This window comes from Olivibacter jilunii (assembly GCF_900607235.1).
GTDB lineage: Bacteria > Bacteroidota > Bacteroidia > Sphingobacteriales > Sphingobacteriaceae > Olivibacter > Olivibacter oleidegradans.
In genome coordinates this window covers 128,515-149,077 of the sequence record NZ_LR027851.1, presented here as the reverse complement: position 1 = coordinate 149,077, position 20,563 = coordinate 128,515, and the positions used below count along the sequence as shown (strand labels likewise).

21 protein-coding genes are annotated in these 20,563 nt (G+C 39.6%); 5 read left to right on the top strand and 16 right to left on the bottom strand.

Translation table 11 applies throughout. From position 1 onward, the window contains the following. Nucleotides 1-6: 6 nt before the first annotated feature. On the bottom strand, nucleotides 7-3,099 hold the full coding sequence (locus E0E36_RS14505) for a SusC/RagA family TonB-linked outer membrane protein (RefSeq protein ID WP_130856531.1): 3,093 nt from the start codon (nucleotides 3,097-3,099) through the stop codon (nucleotides 7-9). 144 nt (nucleotides 3,100-3,243) lie between these two features. Between E0E36_RS14505 and E0E36_RS14500 the strand changes: the two genes are divergently transcribed. Together E0E36_RS14500 and E0E36_RS14495 are read left to right on the top strand one after the other, a co-directional pair. Beyond that, on the top strand, nucleotides 3,244-3,597 hold the full coding sequence (locus tag E0E36_RS14500) for an ABC transporter permease (protein ID WP_130856530.1): 354 nt from the start codon (nucleotides 3,244-3,246) through the stop codon (nucleotides 3,595-3,597). 96 nt (nucleotides 3,598-3,693) lie between these two features. Beyond that, entirely contained in the window at nucleotides 3,694-4,683 is a 990-nt protein-coding gene (locus E0E36_RS14495; protein WP_130856529.1) for a GlxA family transcriptional regulator, read from the top strand. 51 nt (nucleotides 4,684-4,734) lie between these two features. On the opposite strand, the gene gap is transcribed toward E0E36_RS14495, so the two are convergent. From gap to E0E36_RS27935, 7 genes are all read right to left on the bottom strand, one after another. Continuing rightward, nucleotides 4,735-5,733 carry a type I glyceraldehyde-3-phosphate dehydrogenase gene (gene gap, locus E0E36_RS14490; protein WP_130856528.1) on the bottom strand — a complete coding sequence of 333 codons (999 nt, stop codon included), beginning with the start codon at nucleotides 5,731-5,733 and terminating at the stop codon, nucleotides 4,735-4,737. A 142-nt stretch (nucleotides 5,734-5,875) separates the two neighbouring features. Continuing rightward, the gene (locus E0E36_RS14485) at nucleotides 5,876-6,334 is read right to left on the bottom strand and encodes a MaoC family dehydratase (RefSeq protein WP_130856527.1); all 459 of its coding nucleotides are present in this window, start codon (nucleotides 6,332-6,334) and stop codon (nucleotides 5,876-5,878) included. A gap of 420 nt (nucleotides 6,335-6,754) precedes the next feature. Beyond that, complete coding sequence (locus tag E0E36_RS14480) at nucleotides 6,755-7,261, bottom strand: hypothetical protein (protein ID WP_130856526.1); 507 nt, start codon at nucleotides 7,259-7,261, stop codon at nucleotides 6,755-6,757. Between the two features lie 187 nt (nucleotides 7,262-7,448). Next, nucleotides 7,449-7,823 carry a DoxX family protein gene (locus E0E36_RS14475; RefSeq protein WP_041388762.1) on the bottom strand — a complete coding sequence of 125 codons (375 nt, stop codon included), beginning with the start codon at nucleotides 7,821-7,823 and terminating at the stop codon, nucleotides 7,449-7,451. 164 nt (nucleotides 7,824-7,987) lie between these two features. After that, nucleotides 7,988-8,146 carry an LPXTG cell wall anchor domain-containing protein gene (locus tag E0E36_RS14470; protein ID WP_013668280.1) on the bottom strand — a complete coding sequence of 53 codons (159 nt, stop codon included), beginning with the start codon at nucleotides 8,144-8,146 and terminating at the stop codon, nucleotides 7,988-7,990. Between the two features lie 201 nt (nucleotides 8,147-8,347). Beyond that, on the bottom strand, nucleotides 8,348-8,959 hold the full coding sequence (locus tag E0E36_RS27940) for a Gfo/Idh/MocA family oxidoreductase (protein WP_242627249.1): 612 nt from the start codon (nucleotides 8,957-8,959) through the stop codon (nucleotides 8,348-8,350). 12 nt (nucleotides 8,960-8,971) lie between these two features. Next, nucleotides 8,972-9,625, bottom strand: a complete 654-nt coding sequence (locus tag E0E36_RS27935; RefSeq protein ID WP_207303766.1) for a Gfo/Idh/MocA family protein — start codon at nucleotides 9,623-9,625, stop codon at nucleotides 8,972-8,974. A gap of 212 nt (nucleotides 9,626-9,837) precedes the next feature. Here E0E36_RS27935 and E0E36_RS14460 point away from each other — a divergent pair, with 212 nt between their 5' ends. Further along, on the top strand, nucleotides 9,838-10,602 hold the full coding sequence (locus E0E36_RS14460) for a DNA alkylation repair protein (RefSeq protein ID WP_130856525.1): 765 nt from the start codon (nucleotides 9,838-9,840) through the stop codon (nucleotides 10,600-10,602). Nucleotides 10,603-10,655: 53 nt separating this feature from the next. Here E0E36_RS14460 and E0E36_RS14455 read toward each other — a convergent pair whose 3' ends face one another. The 3 genes from E0E36_RS14455 to E0E36_RS14445 form a co-directional block, all read right to left on the bottom strand. Then, nucleotides 10,656-11,084 carry a molybdenum cofactor biosynthesis protein MoaE gene (locus tag E0E36_RS14455; protein WP_130856524.1) on the bottom strand — a complete coding sequence of 143 codons (429 nt, stop codon included), beginning with the start codon at nucleotides 11,082-11,084 and terminating at the stop codon, nucleotides 10,656-10,658. Nucleotides 11,085-11,207: 123 nt separating this feature from the next. Further along, nucleotides 11,208-11,732 carry a chromate transporter gene (locus E0E36_RS14450; RefSeq protein WP_242627222.1) on the bottom strand — a complete coding sequence of 175 codons (525 nt, stop codon included), beginning with the start codon at nucleotides 11,730-11,732 and terminating at the stop codon, nucleotides 11,208-11,210. Between the two features lie 25 nt (nucleotides 11,733-11,757). Next, nucleotides 11,758-12,297 (bottom strand): chromate transporter, encoded by a 540-nt coding sequence (locus E0E36_RS14445; RefSeq protein WP_130856522.1) that lies wholly within the window; start codon nucleotides 12,295-12,297, stop codon nucleotides 11,758-11,760. Between the two features lie 370 nt (nucleotides 12,298-12,667). Between E0E36_RS14445 and E0E36_RS14440 the strand changes: the two genes are divergently transcribed. Beyond that, nucleotides 12,668-13,765 (top strand): acyltransferase family protein, encoded by a 1,098-nt coding sequence (locus E0E36_RS14440; RefSeq protein ID WP_130856521.1) that lies wholly within the window; start codon nucleotides 12,668-12,670, stop codon nucleotides 13,763-13,765. An 11-nt stretch (nucleotides 13,766-13,776) separates the two neighbouring features. On the opposite strand, the gene E0E36_RS14435 is transcribed toward E0E36_RS14440, so the two are convergent. Next, a complete protein-coding gene (locus E0E36_RS14435) occupies nucleotides 13,777-14,280 on the bottom strand; it encodes a hypothetical protein (RefSeq protein ID WP_013668288.1) in 504 nt (167 codons plus the stop codon). 2 nt (nucleotides 14,281-14,282) lie between these two features. Continuing rightward, nucleotides 14,283-14,750 carry a MarR family winged helix-turn-helix transcriptional regulator gene (locus tag E0E36_RS14430; protein WP_013668289.1) on the bottom strand — a complete coding sequence of 156 codons (468 nt, stop codon included), beginning with the start codon at nucleotides 14,748-14,750 and terminating at the stop codon, nucleotides 14,283-14,285. Between the two features lie 234 nt (nucleotides 14,751-14,984). Here E0E36_RS14430 and E0E36_RS14425 point away from each other — a divergent pair, with 234 nt between their 5' ends. After that, a complete protein-coding gene (locus tag E0E36_RS14425; protein ID WP_165446993.1) occupies nucleotides 14,985-15,473 on the top strand; it encodes a DinB family protein in 489 nt (162 codons plus the stop codon). Between the two features lie 33 nt (nucleotides 15,474-15,506). Here E0E36_RS14425 and E0E36_RS14420 read toward each other — a convergent pair whose 3' ends face one another. From E0E36_RS14420 to E0E36_RS14410, 3 genes are all read right to left on the bottom strand, one after another. Beyond that, entirely contained in the window at nucleotides 15,507-16,118 is a 612-nt protein-coding gene (locus tag E0E36_RS14420; RefSeq protein WP_130856519.1) for an FMN-binding negative transcriptional regulator, read from the bottom strand. 173 nt (nucleotides 16,119-16,291) lie between these two features. Beyond that, on the bottom strand, nucleotides 16,292-17,491 hold the full coding sequence (locus E0E36_RS14415) for an inositol-3-phosphate synthase (protein WP_130856518.1): 1,200 nt from the start codon (nucleotides 17,489-17,491) through the stop codon (nucleotides 16,292-16,294). Between the two features lie 423 nt (nucleotides 17,492-17,914). Beyond that, nucleotides 17,915-20,482 carry a TonB-dependent receptor gene (locus E0E36_RS14410; RefSeq protein ID WP_242627221.1) on the bottom strand — a complete coding sequence of 856 codons (2,568 nt, stop codon included), beginning with the start codon at nucleotides 20,480-20,482 and terminating at the stop codon, nucleotides 17,915-17,917. Nucleotides 20,483-20,563 lie beyond the last annotated feature (81 nt).

The following is a 20,563-nucleotide window of genomic DNA, read 5'->3' as shown; positions in this document are numbered from 1 at the left end:
TAGCTTTTAAAAAGAAACCTGTACGCCTAGCATGGCAGTTTGTGCCAATGGATAAGCAATATGCCCAAAATCAACTCCTCGATTTAAAACGCTCCCCGTCCTTCCCAAATCCGGGTTATAGCCTTTATATTTTGAGATCGTGAAAACATTATCCAAACTCACGTAGAATCTACAATTGTTTATCTTCAAATGCTCCAATGTGGCAGATGGAAGTGTATAGCCGAGCTGTACTGTACGAAGTCGCAGGTAGGATCCGCTTTCTAAAAAACGGTCGCTAGTTTGGCTATTAAGATTCGGGTCATTTATCACTGCCCGAGGCATATTTGTATTCGTGTTCTGTGGAGTCCATGCGTTTAGCGTAGTTTTCAGGTAATTAAACTCTAAGTTCATGCCTTCTAAATCTTGGCGTAAACCATTATAGATTTTGTTGCCGTAAGTACCCTGAAAGAACAAGTTGAGGTCGATATTCTTCCAGCGCAAATTCCCCCCAAATCCGTAGCTGAATTTAGGATTCGGGCTCCCCGCATATTGCCGATCATTTTGATCGATTTTACCATCGTTATTAACGTCCCTGAAACGGATATCTCCCGGTTTAGCATTCGGTTGAATCAGTTGACCATTTAAGCTATGCTGCTGTACTTCCTGTTCTGATTGAAATATACCATCTGCATGAATCAAGTAGAAAGCTCCAACTGGCCAACCCGCTTGCGTTACCGTTGCAGAAGCGCCGTGATGAGTTGGCTGCCCCCCAAAAATCTGTTGAGACCCGGTGCCGAGTGCCAACACTTCATTCGAGATTGTTGAAAAAGTGGCATTAATGCCATAAGAAAAATCACCTTTTTCATCGGCAAAGGAAAGATCTGCTTCAAAACCTTTGTTACGTATGCTCCCTGCGTTGATAAACGGACTGGCGGCGCTGGCTCCGGTAGATAAGGGTATGGGAACCTGCAAAAGTATATCATTGCTATTTTTCACAAAATAATCAGCGATCACCGATAGCTTGTTATTGAAGAGCCCTAAGTCTATACCCGCATTGTACGTTTCCGAGCTTTCCCATCGTATATCCGGTGTAGCAAAAGCCACCTGTGTTGCACCTGGCATCAAATGTTGATCTGCTCCAATGACATAGTTGATATTAGGGTTTATATTGGCCAGGAACTGATAATCTGAGATTTCCTGGTTACCTAGCTTGCCATAACCTGCCCGAATCTTGAAGGAACTGATTGCCGGAACGGCATCTTTGAAAAACGACTCATTCGATACATTCCAAGCGGCCGCTAAAGAAGGAAAATTACCGTACTTATAGGCTTCACCAAAGCGAGAGGAACCATCTCTGCGGATAATTGCGGTCAGCGTGTATTTGTCATCAAAGGTATATATTAATCTTCCAAAATACGAAATTAAGGTGTTCTCGAGCGCATTACTGCCTGTAACAGTATTAGTGGTTCCGGCATCAAGCACCTCAATTCCTCGGGGCATACCACTTTTACGCCCGCTCAGCTCCCGATATCTTGTATTCTGATAGGTATAACCTGCCATTCCCTGTAAACTATGTTTGTTCCACTGTTTATCGTACGTTAACGTGTGCTCTTGCAAGATAACTTGTTTTTCCGTACGTCTTTCATAGAGGTTAGCCATTCGATTAATAAATAAGGTACCTACTTCATAGGGATGCTGATAAGCGAAATCCTTCCCATAGGTTCGGGTATATCCTGCATTATATTTATATTTTAATCCGTCAATAATACTGACCTCCGCATAGGCGTTGATAAGAGCATTAGCCACTGAGTATTCCGGCCTATCCAAATGCAGTTGAGCAAGAGGGTTAGCTACGTTGACCACGGGACCATAAGCTCCGCCAAAACCTCCAACGGCATCTGGATTGTATATATCGAAAACAGGAATCATTTTAAGAGCTGCACCAACTGGACCGCCACCCTGGCCTCCCCAACCTCCTGACATGTTTCGCCATTTTTCGTCCGAGAGAATAATAGTTTCCCCAATCTTTACACGGCCTTTGGTAAGATCTGATTTAATTCGCAGATTATATCGTTCGTACCCAGTGGTACGAACGATCCCTTCTTGACCAAGGTAATCTCCCGAAATACTATAGTTATAATTTTCACCCCCACCGGCAGCATTCATATTGTAATTTTGCATTGGCGACTTGTGGAAGATTTCATCTTGCCAATCTACATCTGCTAACTGTGCATAGTTTTCCGCAACTTCAAGACGTGCTAAACCAGCATTATCGTGTGCTGCATTGCTTACTGATGCCCATTCCTGCGCATTGAGGACGTCTAACTTCTTGGCCAATTTTTGAAAGCCATAATAAGCATTAAGCGCAATAATATGATCTCCTTTTTTACCTGACTTGGTTGTTACCAATACGACGCCATTAGCTGCACGCGACCCGTATATAGCGGCTGCAGAGGCGTCTTTTAACACGTCCATGGATGCGATATCATTAGGTGCTATGTTATTGATGTTATCAACCTGTACACCATCGACAATGTAAAGTGGGTTATTATTGTTCAACGATCCTGTTCCGCGAATCAGTACGCGCACACCCGATCCCGGATTGCCACCCCCTGATTCTATTTGTACACCGGCTACTTTACCTTGAATGGCTTGCCCAACATTACTAAAACCCTCAGAAACAATATCTTCAGCCGAAATAGACGCAATTGCTCCAGTTATATTTGATCTTTTTTGTGTACCATACCCAACTACTACTACTTCGTCCAACGTTGTATTATCGGTTGCAAGTTGAATATGGAGAACCTGTTGCTCACCTATTTTTACTTCTTGGGTAATATAACCGATAGCGCTTATTACCAGCACATCTTGTGAGTTAGCACTTAATTGAAAATTACCTTCAGAGTCGGAAGACGTCCCTTTGGCAGACATTCCCTTAACCGTAATCGAAACTCCAGGAATAGCTTGTCCTACAGGGTCGGTGATCTTCCCTCGTATTTGTTGTTCTCCGTCGTCCTGTGCACTTGATGCAAGTGGAATGAGAAAGCAAAGGATACAAAGAATCGTCCTGGACAAAGTCCGTGCACCCTTCTGATTGAGACTTGATTTAATTGGTAGCATAAAAGATTTATTTTGGTTAAATGATCGCCCCGTGGTATTGCAAAACTACGTTGCGTCGATCCGCAAAAAATAGACAATTGTGGGTAAAAGATGGAAAATATTCTTTTGATCTACTTAAGGGATGACCACTCCTATTGATGGGGACTGGTCATTGTTCTTGCTTTGCTGTTTACTTTGGCTATATCCTGGTTATCGGCCATCTTAGGCTTATTCGTTAAAAGTTTGGAAGCAGCACAATGGACAGGGTTTGTCGTAATTTTCCCACTGACATTTGCCTCTAGTGCCTTCGTCCCTACTGACACCATGCCTAAGGCACTACGATTTTTCGCTGAAAATCAATCACTCACACACGTTATCAACGCCATGCGTGCTTGGCTGGTAGTAACCATCTGGAAATTCGACCTGGTTGGCGTTTATTTGGTGCATCGCTATTATTGCTATAGCAATGCCTGTTGCAACGTGGATATTCAAACGTCAGGCGAGCTAGGCTATTCTTAGTTTATAAGGAAACTTTAATTAATTAGTAATGGCAGAAAAACATGATTTTTGTATTTTCTGCCATTTTACCTATTTTCGTTCTCCTTAAAAATAAGCGTGGATAATACGAAACATATCGTTATTATAGTTCCTCCAATGACTTCTATTTTAGACATAGCAGGTCCTTTGGAAGTTTTTACGAAAGCTGCCGACTACGTCAGGGGGCATAAACCCGAAATAAAGAGAGCCTATGTTACCCACGTCCTTTCGGCGGATTCATCCTTCGTAGTCAATACATCGGCGGGTTTGCCCATTGTTTGCGAGGGAGGGATTGACTCGATCGATTACGAAATAGATACCATCTTATTTGCCGGAAAAGGCAATGCCTGTAGTTCCATAATCGAGAAAATCGCTAGTTGGCTCAAAGAAAATATTAGTAAAATACGCCGTATAGGATCCATTTGTGCCGGTGCTTTCATTTTGGCGGAAGCTGGCCTATTGAATGGCAAACGAGTGACTTCACATTGGCAGGTTTGCGATAAAATGGCGTCGCTCTATCCGGAAATAAAAGTAGAAAAAGACGCCATTTATGTCAAGGATGGGAATATATATACATCTGCAGGTATCTCCACCGGTATGGATTTATCACTTGCAATGGTAGAAGAAGACTTCGGTCGTGATATAGCCGTTATGGTAGCAAAAATATTGGTCCTATACCTAAAACGCCCTGGAAATCAATCACAATTTAGCAGTATTCTCATGCATCAAACGGTGGATTACGAACCTATTAAAGTTGCCCAAGATTGGATTATCGATCATTTGGAGGATGAGCTGAGCGTAGCGTTCTTGGCTGAGAAAGTTTCTATGAGTCCTAGAAACTTCGCGCGTGTCTTTTTACGAGAAACCGGAATTACCCCGGCAAAATATATTGAAAAAATACGACTTGAAATGGCACGCCGGCGATTAGAGGAAACCCAATTGACATTGGACGAAATCTGCTGTGAGTGCGGAATCGGAAGCACCGAGGGACTACGCCGCTTGTTCTTACGTCACTTGAAAACAACTCCTAGTGACTATCGCAGAAACTTTACTACCGCAATCGCTTAATATCAGCGAGAACGACAATTTACAGTCAGTCCCCGCTGAGACACAAAAGTTCTATAAGGAACCGAAATAGGCCACCGTGCGAACCATTTGCGATACAAAAGACATTTCATTATCATACCAAGAAACAGTTTTTACTAACTGTTTGTCGCCAACCGTTACAATCTTTGTTTGGGTAGCATCGAAAAGCGAACCATAACGTATGCCTAATGTATCTGCCGAGACAATGAAATCTTCTGTATATCCGTATGATTCATTAGCTGCGGCTCGCATCGTTGTATTGATTTCTTTTGCACTCGTTTCTTTCTCAAGTACGGTAAACAATTCAACAAGGGATCCTGCATGGACAGGAACCCGTTGGGACGAACCATCAAGTTTTCCCTCTAATTCAGGAATCACTAGGCCTATCGCTTTTGCCGCTCCCGTGGTATAGGGAATGATACTGTCCCCCGCTGCTCTCGATTTACGATAATTTCCTTTTAGATCCGGAGTATCCATTAAGGGTTGTGAGTTGGTATAAGCATGAATGGTTGTCATTTGGCCGGCAATAATGCTAAAATTATCATTCAGTACTTTAGCCATCGGTGCCAAACAATTCGTTGTACAAGAAGCACAACTGATTAGTTTGTCGCTGGCGTTAAGCAGCTGGTGATTTACATTATAGACGATTGTCTTAACTTCTTTATCAGATGGTGCGGAAATAATCACTTTTTTAGCCCCCGCCTCCAAGTGCGCCTTTGCTCTCTCTTTGGATTCGAAAATTCCTGTGCATTCCAATACCACATCAATATTATCATCTCTCCATGGCAGCTTTGATGGCTCACGCTCTGTGTACACCGTGATTTTCTTTCCATCAACAACAAGGGCATCTGTAGTGTAATCAACATCTTTTTCAAACCTTCCATGTATGGAATCGTATTTCAGCAAGTAAGATAACATGGAAGGATCTGCTAAATCATTAATAGCAACAACTTCCAATTTATCATTATTCACCATTTCACGGAGTGCTAAACGACCGATACGACCGAACCCATTAATTGCAACTTTAATCATAACTTTATCTTTTTAAACAAAGCTACCATTCCTTATTCATGTCAGAAAAGACAAAAAACCAACAATTTCTGCCAACTAATAGATACAACGGACCTCCGGTAAAGTAAGGCCGATCTTCATTTGTCCTCTCAACCACAAGGGGCTATATAAAATGGTATAAGAATACTACATTACCCGTATATGCTGGCTTGGGTTGATCTTTAATAGCGAGCGTGGCTTCAATAACAACTTTGGTAACACCTCTCAAGTTAACAGCGGAAACAAGTTTTGCTTTTAACTGAACTTCATTATCTACTAAGACTGGCTGTCCAAACTTCAGGTTTTCTATACCATAATTTATTTCCATTTTAATATTCCGTACATCCGCAATCTGCTTCCATAAATATGGAATTAATGACAGTGTTAAATAACCATGAGCAATGGTACTTTTGAACGGCCCCTCACTTTCGGCTCGCTCCTTATCTACATGTATCCATTGATGATCTAATGTCGCATCGGCGAATTTGTCAATTTGCGATTGATCTATTTTATGCCAATCGGAAACACCAAGTTCCTCTCCCACATGCGATTGATACTCCTCAAAATTATTGATTACTAACATATATATTTAAATGGTTAATGAATATTTCCGTAAACGTTTTTTGGCTCTCGACTCAAGGTCAACGGCATAAAAGTATTGAAAAAATATGAAATGACAACGGGGTCTCTTATAAAGGAGATTTATTTCTGTAAAGTATATTTACAAAGACTGTTCTTTTCAGGATTCAACCTTCAAAACAGCCCATTACTCTAAACAAGCTACAATTTCATACTTTTAAAGGTTCCGCGTCATATACCACCTCCTATTTACACACTTCCATTCTCGCACCTCTTCAATCTCAATGACATATTCGCCAACCAAAGTGGTAGGGTCAATACGGGAACGATGATTCAGGACAGAGAATTTTTTTCGGCATCAACCCAGTTGTTTGTGGTGAGATAAGCCTAACGCACAATGAAATACCAACAGACCATCTAAATCTTACAATAGTATTTTTAGCAGATTTTTTCTACCTAGTATATGCTCGTTTTCGAAATATTCAAAAGGGTGACTTTTAACCTCAATACTACTCATGGAATAGTAATAGGGCTTACATATGTCATTACTTTTTATTTGGTTAATAGAATAGGACAATTCCACCCTCCCGAAATTAGCTACGTCAATGCTAAATGGGTAATCTCCTTCTCCTGTCTCCGGAATAATCAATATAAGTGTACCATTTAATGGATTTCTATCGTTGTTAATAATCATTTTGGGATATGACTTTACGATATTCGCAGATCTTATTTTAATAACTGCGGTATCCAGCTTATTAGCTATAATAATGTTTTCATCAGTCTGTTTGTTAACGAACACAAATCCAATTTGTTTTGGCTGTGATTCGTTTAACAAACCTTCACATGGGCTTCTTTCTGCTTTTTTGCAGCTAAACCCCAAATAAGTAACTAATAAAATTAACATAAATAAGGCATAGGTTTTCGTTTTCATTATTAAGGTCTAATTATTAATATCATATTTTAGGTTGCCGTTTACTGAATGACGAAAAATGTCTTGTAAATGCTACTCTTTAGAAAAAATAAACAAGTGGCTTCATTTGAAGGAATGCCACCTGTTTGATCTGTTTCTAAAATTTTTCTTAGAATAATAATCAGTAAAATTCGCTATTGATCTGAAGTTATTCACTTACAAGAACCTGGTATTTTTTCCAATTATCAAAAATCACCCAAAGATTTATTAAAAACATAACACCGGCAATCGCCAATCCGGACGGCATATAGACGGCATTGTGTAATATGACACCTACCATAACAGGAAGAATCACAATGGCTCCAAGAGCTCTTGTCCTGGGCAAGATAAACAACAATCCGCCTATTACTTCTATGGCACCTATTAAAGGGAATAACCACTTAATCTGCATAAAGGCCTGTCCGACCTTCAACATCTCACCTTCCATTGGCGGAACGGGCATGTAGTGAAAAAATTTGTCCAATCCGGCGTTGATGAACATCAAGCCAAATAACACGCAGAGAATAGTTTTTACAATTTTCATATTGACTAATTTATAATTTATCGGCATTTGTCCACTTCTAATTCGTTTAATCACGGACATATTTTATTTGCCATTAAGCTTAACAAAAATAGTAAATTACCTGTTACAAAACAGTAGCGATTACGGCAAAGGAAGGGGGCGTCTACGACAAAAAAAGAACGCTGCTAAACCTGCTCATCTTTATGTTTTTCAGGGTTGACGTCTCGTAAATGGATGGTCCTCTCCATATCTTTCCGATCTCTTCGATTTTTCCGAAGGAACCATATAAGTATTGCTATTATAGCAATACTTACTAATGTAATAATGATGATGTTAGTTTCCATATTGATTCTTTTCAACTTCTATCCACAGCAACATATTTTTCTTCTTATTGTTCTCTTTATCAATATTTTGACACGAATAGTGATTTCCGAATCAATGAATTACGATGAGTTTAATTTATACCTAAAACCTTATAATATGAACGACATAAATGGTGGAGCCAAAGTTCTTTTTCCGAAGCCCGTAACAGATTAATGTTCCAGTTAAAAATCGTTAAAATCCCAGTTTCCTCGATATGGTCTTGACAACATTCCATTTGCATAGACATTATCAAATATTTCCTTCTTAGGATCCCACTGTAAAGACTTCTGTAATTCATAAGCAATATTCACTGCATTGCAAACTGTTGCTGTGCGATGCCCTGTCTCTACATCCACAATAGGTTGCTTTCTGGCCTTAACAGCATTAATCCAATCTTGATAGTGATTTTCACTATGGTATACTTTCTTATCGCTCGCCTTAAGTGTGATTTTGGCTAGCGGCTCGGGTTTTGAACGAAGGAATTCTCTTGCCACTTCAATCGTCCCATTGGTACCTACGAATTGTATTGCATTACCTTCTATCCATCTTTTATGATTTACCTGAATGCCGTTCGCATATTTAAAATACAAACCCTCTTGTGCGAGCGGTTGTTGTGGAGGCACAAACTCTACAGGACCCGATCGGTCCATATCCAGAGCCCACTGGACAATATCGAACATATGAGCGCCCCAATCCGTTACATAACCGCCACCAAAGCCGTGGTAATTTCGCCAGCCGGCCCAGCTTTCATCACCTAAAGGTGGCGAAAGTGTGGGATGGTACCCCCGATACAGGGAAGGGCCAATCTAGTTATCCCAGTCCAAATAATCCGGTGTCGGCAAAGTTGGTAAATCGCATGCCCTGACAGGTCCACCAATCGAAACGTTGATCTCTTTAATCTCTCCGATATAGCCATTTCTTACCAAATTCACGGCATCTCTGAAATATTGTTGAGATCTTTGCATACTTCCGGTTTGAAAAACTCTTTTATACTTACCAACGGCATCTACCATCGCTCTGCCTTCCGCAATGGTTAAGGAAAGAGGTTTTTCACAATAAATATCTTTTCCGGCTTTTGCCGCATCTACAACCATTTGGGCGTGCCAATGATCCGGAGAAGCAATCACAACCGCATCAATATCTTTCCTATCTAACAGCTCGCGATACTGTCTGTAGGCTGCTACTTCTGCTGCTGCCTTCTTTTTATTTTCGACAATAGCAGCTTGAACAAAACGTTGTAACTTCTGCTTATCCACATCGCTGGCGGCTAGTACCATAGTCTCCGGACATTTAGCGATAGCCTTAAGTAAGTAACTATTCTGTTTTCCGGTTCCTATATAACCTAAATTGATCCGATCGCTGGGCGCTAAAAAGCCCTGACCGCCCAATACATGCCTCGGCAATATGGTAATACCAACCGCCCCGATTAGGGTGTTTTTAATAAAATCTTTTCTTTTCATTTTGGTTTACTTAAAGGCGTTCTGGTTTATTTAGCATATAACTGACTAAGTACGTACAAGATAGCAAATCTAAAAGAACCAAGCAATAATTTGTTTTCTAACAAGTGTCCGATTTTTACAATTAGATTCACATGAGCTATCTTAACTTAGCTGTCGGAAAAGTTGTACAGCAGTTGTTTTCGCCTTGGTAGACAAGAAATACTTTAGACAATATGGGAACTAGTTATAGTATTACAGACAAATTTGGAGAAGATTTAGCATGTCTTCTAGCAGAAAAGATAGTAAAACGATATACTGACTTTCATTCAGCGGCTTTTATTAAAGAGGTTGCTGTCAGCACAAAGGGCAAAACTTATACCCAACGGGTGGAGGTGATTGCTGATTTGTTAGATATTCATTTACCGTTTGCATACAAAGAAGCTATTCATATACTACTTTCCATATTAGGAGAAGAAAATCCGAAGGAGACGGGAATGTTCACCAATTTTTACTGGGTTTTACCCATCGGTAAATATGTAGAAAAGTACGGCTTATCAGATTACAATGTTTCTATGCGAGCAATTGCCGAGATAACCAAAAGAAACACAGGGGAATATGCGATACGTCCCTTTATAAGAAACTTCCCTGCACATACGTTGCAAATAATGGAAAAGTGGGCGCAATCTGACAATTTTCACTTGCGGCGCTTGGCATCGGAAGGATTGCGCCCAAAACTACCGTGGGCTACAAGATTAGACACCTTTAATCATTGTCCTGAAAAAGTTTTTAAAATTCTGGAAATATTAAAAGAAGACCCTGTCTTGTTTGTGAAAAAATCCGTTGCTAACCATCTAACCGATTGGCTGAAAGTAGATAAGGATGCTACCATGCCTTTACTTAGAAGATGGGCAACGTCTAATAATAAACATACTATGTGGATCGTAAAACGTGCAAGTCGGAAAATTGACTTATTATTAGCTGATACAGTTGATAGGTAGCACTAAACGCACCTTGAAAAACTTGAATTAGCTAAACATAGAATTTACGCTGCCTATTGGTTTATCTTCCACTGATATTTCTGATCGTCGAACAGTTCTTTACCCCAAATGGGTAATTCGATCTTGATTCTCTCAACTACTTCCGTACATGCTTCAATTGCTGCCTTACGGTGCTGTGAAGAAGTGAATACAAAAAGGCAAATTTCTCCCGTCTTCACAACGCCTAAGCTATGGTGTACGTGCATACACGTCAACGCATACTTGTCGAAAATCTCTTCACGGATATTGTGCATTTTTTCCAATGCCATTTCTTCATAAGCAGTATATGCTATGGCAACAACTTCCTTTCCATCAATTAAATCAGCTCGTACCTGACCTAAAAAAATATTATGAGCCCCTATTTCTGTTTTCGTGGCATGTTTGGCAATGCTTTCTGAGATGAATGATGGACTTATCGGGCCATGTTGAAATATCTGTTTCATTTTTATAAATATAACTATGCTAAATTAGTAATTTATGTGCAAGGTTTTAATAAATTCATCTAATGCAGCAAGTGGATGCGATAGCGTAGTTAAAGCCCAAAACACAAAGTATTTCCTCAATGATTAATATATAAAGATTCCTATAACCGCTGCAACGGCTATTACAAAAACCGGATGTAATTTATATCGAACAGATAGGAACAGTGCCCCCAGAAACAGTAAAGGACTGAAGTAATCTATAAAGTTTTCGTGGTTCATTAAAGACACCGCTGCAAGTCCTATTAATGCAACGCTTAATAACCGAACTCCAGTCATGGCCCAGGTAAAATATTTATTGCTTCGAAAACGACTAAAAAAGTAAGATATTAAGATAATCAGAATAAACGAAGGTAAGCATAAAGAGAAGGTGGCTACGACTGACCCCAAAATAGACACAAAGGGAGAGCTTCCCGAATTTTCAAGGGCTGTATATCCGGCATAGGTCGCTGTATTTATCCCAATTGGTCCGGGCGTCATTTGAGATACCGCTATTAGATCGGTAAATTGCTGTTTCGTCATCCAATTGTTTTTTTCCACAACTTCGTCCTGAATCAATGAGAGCATGGCATAACCACCTCCGAAGCCAAAAACACCAATCTTTGTAAACACCCAAAATAGTCTAAAAAAAATCACCCTATCTCCTCTTATTTTTTTCTTTGAAAATATTATAGATTATTCCGGCAATACAGCCAAAAATAACAATGAAAATTGGCGATACATGTCCTTGCCACATTATGAGTAATGCCACAATAGGTATAATCGCTGTCTTATAAGTAAGTTTATTAGCTTTTATCGCCGAGAAACAAGGCGCCACAATAAGTGCGACCACCGCTGGACGCAGGGCTTTGAATGCTTTTGTGACCCATATATTTTCCTGAAATCTACTAAAAAAAGCAGCTATCATAATGATGATTGCAAAGGGCGCTACAATAGTTCCTAATGCGGCTATCGCACCACCCTTTAGCCCGTTTATTTTATAGCCTACAAGTGCAGCAATGTTAGTAGCAAAAACACCTGGTAAAGATTCCGTAATGGATAGCAATTCATAAAATTCTTCCTTAGACAGCCAACCTCGGGACACAATATCCCGTTCTATTAACGGGATAACTGCATATCCACCACCAATTGTAAACAAACCGATTCTAGTGAAAGTGACAAATAATTTAAAGAACATTCAAACTAAAAAAAGGTAAAAAACTTCTGTACAACGTCTTCTCTTTTGTTATACCGGGGTTATATTTTATCTTATAAAGATACAAAAAAAGGCGCTTTTTTGGGCAATTTTTAATAAAAAAGAAATATAATTAAAGAATAAAAAAGATGATAATTTCCGCTTCAGAAAACAACTAGCCTAATAAGTTCAGAGACAATCTATCGATGATAGAGCCATATATTTTCAAATTAGAAAAAGCAAATCGGATGAGACGAAATTTAGAAAAACTGAGACAGACGTTCACGATAGTCATCCATTTTTTGACTTTATTTGTGAGATGCTTTAGGAAAGATATTTCTTTGAATGTCCTGCGAGTTTCCACCGATTAAACATGTATAAAACAAAACCGAATTTTAGCCTTTTAAAGACAAAGCAGCATTTTGAGATTCTGGACGGATTAAGGGGAATCGCCGCAATAGCAGTGCTCATATTTCACTTCATGGAAATAGCTACTCCGGACTATCACGATAATTTTATAGCACATAGCTACTTAGCGGTTGATTTCTTCTTTTGTTTATCAGGCTTTGTGATTGCATACGCCTACGATAATAAGATGGATAGCATCGGCTTTATTTCGTTTCTTAAACTAAGGCTCATACGCTTGCACCCGCTCGTTATTATCGGCTCGATCATCGGTTTACTTGGTTTTTTGTATGATCCCTTCAGCGATCTGTATAAAGAATTTAGCCCCATTCAGATTGCGCTCATGTTTGCAAGCTCTTCCTTATTAATCCCATATCCTGCAGTGCCGGAAAGATACTTTAATTTATTTCATTTAAACCCACCCACCTGGTCATTATTTTGGGAATATATTGCGAATATTTCCTACGCTTTATTCCTTTATAAATTCCGTAACAAGATACTGTGGTGTCTCACCGGCATTGCAGCTCTTGCGCTATGTTACGAAGCCTATCGATCAAACTACTTGGGTGTGGGATGGGGAGCAGACAATATTCGAGGTGGCGGTATCCGTATCTCTTACTCTTTCTTAGTAGGCATGCTAGTTTATCGTTCTAACTGGGTCATCAAAAATAGATTAGGATTTATCTTGCTTGGAAGCTTACTCGCAATTACTTTCTTTATTCCTTTTTCTGAAAAAATCAATTGGGTGTTAGATCCGTTTATTGTGATCTTCTACTTTCCGTTCTTAATTGTGCTCGGTGTAGGAGTTAATGTTCCATCATCTTCCAATAATATCTGCAAATTTTTGGGAGATATTTCCTATCCGCTTTATATGATTCATTATCCGTTTATCTGGATATTTATGAGCTATGTGGAACAGTTCCATCCAACTTGGTCTCAATTACGTATCATTGTACTTTTAGCAGTCATCACTATAATCATTTTCGCCTATTTCGTTTTTCGCGTACTGGATCTTCCAATACGAACCTACCTCAAAAATAAATTCAAGAGAGATTGGGATAAATAATAAAAAGCGCTTTATCGAGTTTTCATATTTATAATGGATATACACAATGGTATTAAACCACATGATATCAAAATAAAAATGCTTACGCGAATATAGTTAAGTGTTCGCCAAAGATTTGCCCTATCCAACAAATCGGTTTCTGAAGCAGCTCCATTGGCAACATCTTGGAATGTCATAATGTTAGGTGCAAAATACATCAGTGTCCAAGCTCTGACTGCCATATGCAAGAAGAAAAGAAGCAGCAACCAATTTCTAATGGGCATTATTTTCCAACAAAAAATGAGTGCCACTACAAAGGTGATCTCGTGAATGGTATGGACAACAATCCAGAAAGTCTTTAAGTTTAGGCCATACCTTCCTCCCAGTAACTGAAAGGATTCAGGTGGTGAAGCTGTCCATTTAGGAACAATCACTGCAGTTTCAAAAATTTGCGCCCCATTCATCAGAAAGTAAACAAGTGTCGTAATGAAGAGCCATGTCTCAGCCCTTACAATATAATTTGCGCCGTATTCCATATTTATTGTTTTCTTAACTGTTCAATCATTTCATTCATAATATCAATGGCAGAAGTAAAATACTTTTCAAGTACGGTGATTTCTTGATCGGAAAAGGAATTCACCAGCTTAGATGTTTTTTCATTTAATTTATCAAAAAAGGGATTTAATAGCTTTAAGGTATTTTTGGTGTTCGGCACAATAATTACTTTGCGTCTATCCTCGCTATCAAACTTCCTTTTGACTAATTTTTTTTTCTCCAGCCGATCTACCAAGCCTGTGACAGCCCCTGTTGTCAGACCTGTTAATCTGGAAAGCTCACCGGCAGTCATTTCTCCATTTTGTATTATAAAACCTAAGTATTTATGATCTGTCCCCGATAATCCTATTTCACGAGCAATCGCTTCGTGCATTAATATAGAGGTGTCTGAATACTTCCTGCTGAGGGATCTAAAGTTTTGAGCTTGCTGCTCTTTCGTTCTATCGGTCATTTCAAAATATATTAGCAACTAAATATCTTAGTTGCAAAGATAAAAAACAAAATCATACAAATCAATTCATTTTTTCCCCGAGGTTAAGAGTAGAGCTGCTCATGTATCTTAGTTCTGCCTGAAAGCAAGCCGCTTTCTTACTTTTTCAAGTTGCCTGCTGGCAAAAATTTGTGGCAGGTTTTAACATTTTGCAATTCCTTAAAACAAAATCGGCATCTAAATTCTTTTATGTGCATGGAAATCTCAACAAATAATATCGTCGCGCAAGTAAAAGAGCAGTTATTAGATCGTTTTGTAACGAGTGGCGCACATGTTGACCTCTTCGACGCAATACATGGGCTTTCTTGGGAGCAGGCCGGACAAAAAAACGAAACTTTTCCTTATAATATTTGGCAGCTAACAGAACATATTCGTATTTCTCAATTTGATATATTGGAATTTTGTCGCAATCCGAGTTACCGGTCTCCTGACTGGCCCTCAGGTTACTGGCCTAAACAGAGTAGTCCAAAAAACAGCTTGGAGTGGAAGCAAACGCAGGATAAAATTCGGGAAGATTATCAGGCCTTCATCGAATTAATACGAGAAAGCATGGAAATTTTTAAACGCTTTGATCACGGTACGGGGCAAAGCGTGTTTAATGAGGCCTTGTTGATTTTAGATCACAATGCGTATCATGTCGGACAAATCGTCCTAATTAGAAAAGTAAATGGATGGTGGCATTAATGCTGAATGTATTTAAGATAAGATCAATCGTATTTACAACTCCTTCCGCATATACATTGCTAACTGCTGATCACTTAAATCGCTATGGGACTGTAAGTCATTAATGATTTTTTCCCGTTCCAAACGCGTTTTATTCTGACTTAGCTTTTTAACTCCTTGAATATTCGATACTTCTAATTTAAACGCAACAATGCCCTTAATCATTCGGTCGATATATTCCTTTGGCAACGATTTCCATTGCTCATTATAGTCCTTATCATAGAAATTGATAGTAGCATTAAGTACCCGTAATATTTCTTCCCGCTCCCATATTAAACTAACGGTTCCATAAACATGAACCGCAACATAATTCCACGTCGGGACGCTTTCTATCTTTTCATAATTTTTAGGCGAAATATAAGCATGCGGCCCCGAAAACACCACTAAAACACTCTTTTCTTCTATCGACTTCCATTGCGTATTCGCTTTGGCAAAATGCGACTTTAATATTAATTGTCCGTTTTGGTGTTCAATGGCGAAGGGTAAGTGCGTTGCCACTGGAACCATCTGCTCATTCCCATTTATGATAAGACCAAAACTGTTCGCTTTTATAAACTCCAGTAAGTCATCTTGGTGTTTAAATACAAAATTTTTCGGAATATACATCTATTTCACCGTCTTTAAAACAATTTTAACAACATCTATTAGAAGTATGGTGTTTCCTCCCGAAAGTAGCATTGCGAAAAGAGGAAGCTTTCGTGAATTATCCTAGAATCCTATAAAAAAACGGCACGTACTTATTCATGCACTTGCCGTTTCCTGTCTAGTTTACGAAAGATTTACTCCGTAACCAATTGGGTATTTTTAAGCTGACTCCTTGTAGAAGTTGTCAATTCGCGTTTTGCTAAAGCATGACATTCCTCCAAAGCTTGGCTGAACATCATTTGTTCAGGAGGAGTTTTCTGAGTTGCAGCAGACGGCCCACGTAATGCTCCGACGATTCCCAATTCCCTAGCTACATATACATATCGTATAGCATCAATTACGACGCCAGCGGAATTTGGAGAATCCTGAACAGATAATTGTGCGTCTAATATCACCGGTGCCCCCATAAACCCTTCGAGTTCCAACCTAAAATTGGCCACTTTGTTGTCTCCATAATAAGCAATATACTCCGATGGCCCTGCGTGCAAAAAGCTATTCTCAGTAGATATGTTCCTGATATCGTTTTGTGCTCTAATAACATTCTCTTTGGAAATCTTCTTCGATTTCAAGCGATTCTTGTCTTCCATATTCAAAAAATCGGTATTCCCTCCAATATTTCTTTGAATATGGGCTTTTACGTGATGTCCGCGCGCAAACGCAAGTTCTTGCAGCATTTGCGATAAAATACTCGCTCCGAATTGGCTTCTCATATCATCTCCAATAATCGGAATGCCTGCATCAATAAATCTTTGCTCCCAGGCAGGATCAGAAGCAATAAATACCGGAATACAATTTACAAGTGAAATGCCTAGCTCTAAACAAATTTCTGCAAAAAATTCCGTGGCAATTTGTGAACCAACAGGTAGATAATTGATCAGAATCTCAACCTGATGCGCCTTTAGCTGGTTAATAATCTGCTCACGGAAGACTTCAACAAGACCTTTGTCATATGTTGAGCTATCGAGCATATCTGTGGCTTTCAATGATTCCGCAACTTTGAATCTTTGCGCCTCCGGGTAGGAAGCCATCATTGGTGAAACACCATCAAGAACAACGGATGGATATATGGGTGCATTGGAGCTGATTTGATCATATAAAACCATTGTACAATTTGGTTTCTCAAAAATAGCATCTTTCAAAGTTTTTCCGATTTTCCGCTCGTCGACATCAAATCCGCAAACAAATTCAATGTCAGCAGCACGATATCCTCCAATGTCATCTGTCATTAAGCCAGATTTTTGATCGGGGTGGTTAGTATAATACTCAACACCTTGTACCAATGAGCTTGCGCAATTTCCTACACCCAGGATTGCGACTTTTATTTTATGTTCCATTAGTTAAAATATATTATTTTTTTTCATGTAAAACAAGTATTTAAAGTAAGTTTGCGGACGGATACAACTTATTACTGCTTCTCTAAATTACCTGTGGTTAAAATTATTGGTTCCAAAGGTAGCCAATGGTTTAAAATTCTCATCGAATAAAATATCTTTTTTTTGAAAGTTTTACTTTTTTATTAACATAGTCAAGATATTGGTATATTCTAAATGTAAATATCGGATAATTTTCCGTTATAGTAAGGCTATGAGCAAGTTATAGACAGTGAGTTTTTTTTCAAAAGATGCGAATTAAATTGGTAGTAGGTTATCGGAAACAGATACCGGATACCATATCGGTTTTAGCGACGATCAGCCCCCAATAAGAAAAAAGGGCCTTGAGTCAACTATCAAGCCCCTTTTTATTTCAGATCGGTAAACCTATCGTACCGTTCTACCAAAACTGTAACGAATAGTCGCTCCAAATGTACGTGGGTCACCCAGCACAGCAGCATAGTGACCAGCATTGCCTGCAGCGGGAAGCAATTGCTCGAAGTAATCTTTATCTAGCAAGTTTCTACTCCAGATAAAGAACGATACACTTTGACTCGCTTGAAACCCGAGTCGCGCGTTCAGTAAAAGATAACCGTCCACATTTAAATATTGAGATGGAGACGGGCTCGATGAAAATGAAGAACGAAAATAAGAATCAATCGCGAAAAAGTAGCTCCCGCCTAAAGTAAGGAATTTACCCGGAATGTCAACTTGTCCACCTAAAGATCCCGCCCATTTTGAAATTCCAGGCAGCTTGCCGCCTGAAATATCCTTGAAGGCAGACTCTCCGCCCGTTTCTTCTAACGGAACAGGTGCATTTTTAAAGGAAATGTACTTACCGTCGGTATACGAGAGCGCTCCATATAATGAAAAAACGTTGCCAATAAACACATTACCATCAAGCTCTGCTCCGCGTACCCTCACTTTTTCTGCGTTTGCTAAATAACCACGATTTACGCCTACTTCCGCGGTTTGCACTTGCGTTTGAAAATCTTTGATATCTGTATTATAAACAGAAAAATTTAAAGTAGCATTGTCCAAAGGAGTAGTTTTTATCCCAATTTCGTAATGTGTAACATATTCCGGTTTAATTTTTGCCAGTTCCAGCATTGGCTCACCGTTATTAGTAGGTAACCCCCCGAGGTTAAGTCCTACCGGTTTGTAGTTAGTTGAGAAAGTAGCGTAAGAATTGATACGATCATTGGGTTTATACGCTAGGGTTAGTTGGCCGGAAAGATTCGTATTATCGGTATTTGCGTTAAATACCTGATCCGTATAAACTGCTCTTTTAATTGCCAAAAGGGCTGGGTCATCGGTTTGAAGCCCTCCATAAGTTTGGCGGTTGAAATCTACTTTTTTGTCATCGTAATTAAACCTCAGTCCTGGCAATAGATGCATTTGGTCTGTGATCGACCAGTCGAGCTGGCCAAATACTGCCCCACTAAAAGACGTAAGCTTTGAATATGTCCGAATACCGTATCCATCGAGCAATCCCGGTGTGGCCCATAAATCACTCGTTGAATTTTGCGAGAACCGCCATTGCGCTGCACCTGATTCCTCCGTATGGTATGGATCTGTCTTCAATCGTTGTCCGATCGCATAAACACCAAACACTCCACTTAGACGGGATGAAAGATCACCGGCATAGCGAATTTCCTGCGACCATTGTTGATGTTTGGAAGGCGCTTGTGAGAGCGATAAAACTGGGAGCCCTGTAAAATCGCGATCGTTTGAGGGATTCCAGTTCCAATATCGCCACGCGGTCGTTGAAGTCAATGTACCTGATCCGATTTTAATATCTGCATTCAAAGAAACACCTCCTAAGTCATTATCTGATCGCCAAGGTGTGTCGTGGTCTATTTTTCTATCAAAAGGATTACGGCTTGGTAGATTATATCCCAGATCGGCAATAATTTGTTCAAATTGCCGATAAGCTGCTCTTTGTGTAGGAACTACCCCGGCGACAACTTGGGCATAACCATTGGGACGCTGTCTTGACACATCACCCGCAAATAGAATATTGACGTTATTGGAAGGTGCATAAAGTAATTGTCCTCGAAAGCCTAAATTATTAAGATCATTTACGTTTTGATCGGTAGCGACGTTATATAATACACCATCGCGCTGCGTACCGGAAAAAGAAACTCGGGCTGCCAAATTTTTCGTCAGGGGACCGGTAACGGAGCTTTTTGCCTGGACATAACCAAAATTTCCATAGCTCGCTTCGAAATTAACCTCCGGTGTAAAGCTAGGTTTACGAGTAGTGATGTTGAAAGCTCCTGCTGTCGTATTCTTTCCAAATAGCGTACCTTGGGGACCTCGCAGCACCTCTATTCGCTCAACATCAATAAAATCGAGTGTAGTTGCTGCTGGGCGTGCAAAGTAGACGCCATCGACGTAAAAACCTACACCGGGGTCTATGCCATCATTCGTAAGTCCAAACGTCGAACCTAACCCCCTAATATTCAAAGTCGTATTTCTAGGATTAGATGAATATAATTGCACCGCTGGCACCAATTCTTTTAGACGATTAACATTGAATGCACCTGCATTTTCAACACGAGCTCCGCCGACAACAGAAATAGGAATGGGAACATTTTGCACACGTTCTGTACGACGCCTAGCCGTTACGGCAACTTCTGAAAGCTGGAAATCATCGGCAAGTAATACAATATTGAACTTGTTTCCACTCGCCTGTTGGACCTGCACTTCTTTTGTTCTGAATCCTACGGAACTGACAGAAAGTGTAAACGGCAAAGTTGTTGTCCCTTGAATGGTGAATTCACCATTAACGTCAGTAACAGCTTTTAAATTAGTACCCTTTATTAATACTGTTGCACCAAGAATAGCCACATCATTGGCATCTTTAACAATTCCCGTGACCGTTTGCTGTGCAAAAACAAACTGCGAGATTAGTGTGATTAGAAAAAGGAAAAGTAGCTTTTGTTTAAACATAATAAAATCTATAGAATAAGTAGACAAATATAGATATTCTTTTGATATTCCGTAGATTTTATAGAAATAATGAGGACGCTT

Excerpts from the sequence above, each read along its gene's own strand:
- E0E36_RS14505 (WP_130856531.1), bottom strand. The coding sequence starts at position 3,099 with ATGCTACCAATTAAATCAAGTCTCAATCAGAAGGGTGCACGGACTTTG.
- gap (WP_130856528.1), bottom strand. The coding sequence starts at position 5,733 with ATGATTAAAGTTGCAATTAATGGGTTCGGTCGTATCGGTCGTTTAGCA.
- E0E36_RS14485 (WP_130856527.1), bottom strand. The coding sequence starts at position 6,334 with ATGTTAGTAATCAATAATTTTGAGGAGTATCAATCGCATGTGGGAGAG.
- E0E36_RS14480 (WP_130856526.1), bottom strand. The coding sequence starts at position 7,261 with ATGAAAACGAAAACCTATGCCTTATTTATGTTAATTTTATTAGTTACT.
- E0E36_RS14475 (WP_041388762.1), bottom strand. The coding sequence starts at position 7,823 with ATGAAAATTGTAAAAACTATTCTCTGCGTGTTATTTGGCTTGATGTTC.
- E0E36_RS14470 (WP_013668280.1), bottom strand. The coding sequence starts at position 8,146 with ATGGAAACTAACATCATCATTATTACATTAGTAAGTATTGCTATAATA.
- E0E36_RS27935 (WP_207303766.1), bottom strand. The coding sequence starts at position 9,625 with ATGAAAAGAAAAGATTTTATTAAAAACACCCTAATCGGGGCGGTTGGT.
- E0E36_RS14460 (WP_130856525.1), top strand. The coding sequence starts at position 9,838 with ATGGGAACTAGTTATAGTATTACAGACAAATTTGGAGAAGATTTAGCA.
- E0E36_RS14455 (WP_130856524.1), bottom strand. The coding sequence starts at position 11,084 with ATGAAACAGATATTTCAACATGGCCCGATAAGTCCATCATTCATCTCA.
- E0E36_RS14445 (WP_130856522.1), bottom strand. The coding sequence starts at position 12,297 with ATGTTCTTTAAATTATTTGTCACTTTCACTAGAATCGGTTTGTTTACA.
- E0E36_RS14440 (WP_130856521.1), top strand. The coding sequence starts at position 12,668 with ATGTATAAAACAAAACCGAATTTTAGCCTTTTAAAGACAAAGCAGCAT.
- E0E36_RS14435 (WP_013668288.1), bottom strand. The coding sequence starts at position 14,280 with ATGGAATACGGCGCAAATTATATTGTAAGGGCTGAGACATGGCTCTTC.
- E0E36_RS14430 (WP_013668289.1), bottom strand. The coding sequence starts at position 14,750 with ATGACCGATAGAACGAAAGAGCAGCAAGCTCAAAACTTTAGATCCCTC.
- E0E36_RS14425 (WP_165446993.1), top strand. The coding sequence starts at position 14,985 with ATGGAAATCTCAACAAATAATATCGTCGCGCAAGTAAAAGAGCAGTTA.
- E0E36_RS14420 (WP_130856519.1), bottom strand. The coding sequence starts at position 16,118 with ATGTATATTCCGAAAAATTTTGTATTTAAACACCAAGATGACTTACTG.
- E0E36_RS14415 (WP_130856518.1), bottom strand. The coding sequence starts at position 17,491 with ATGGAACATAAAATAAAAGTCGCAATCCTGGGTGTAGGAAATTGCGCA.
- E0E36_RS14410 (WP_242627221.1), bottom strand. The coding sequence starts at position 20,482 with ATGTTTAAACAAAAGCTACTTTTCCTTTTTCTAATCACACTAATCTCG.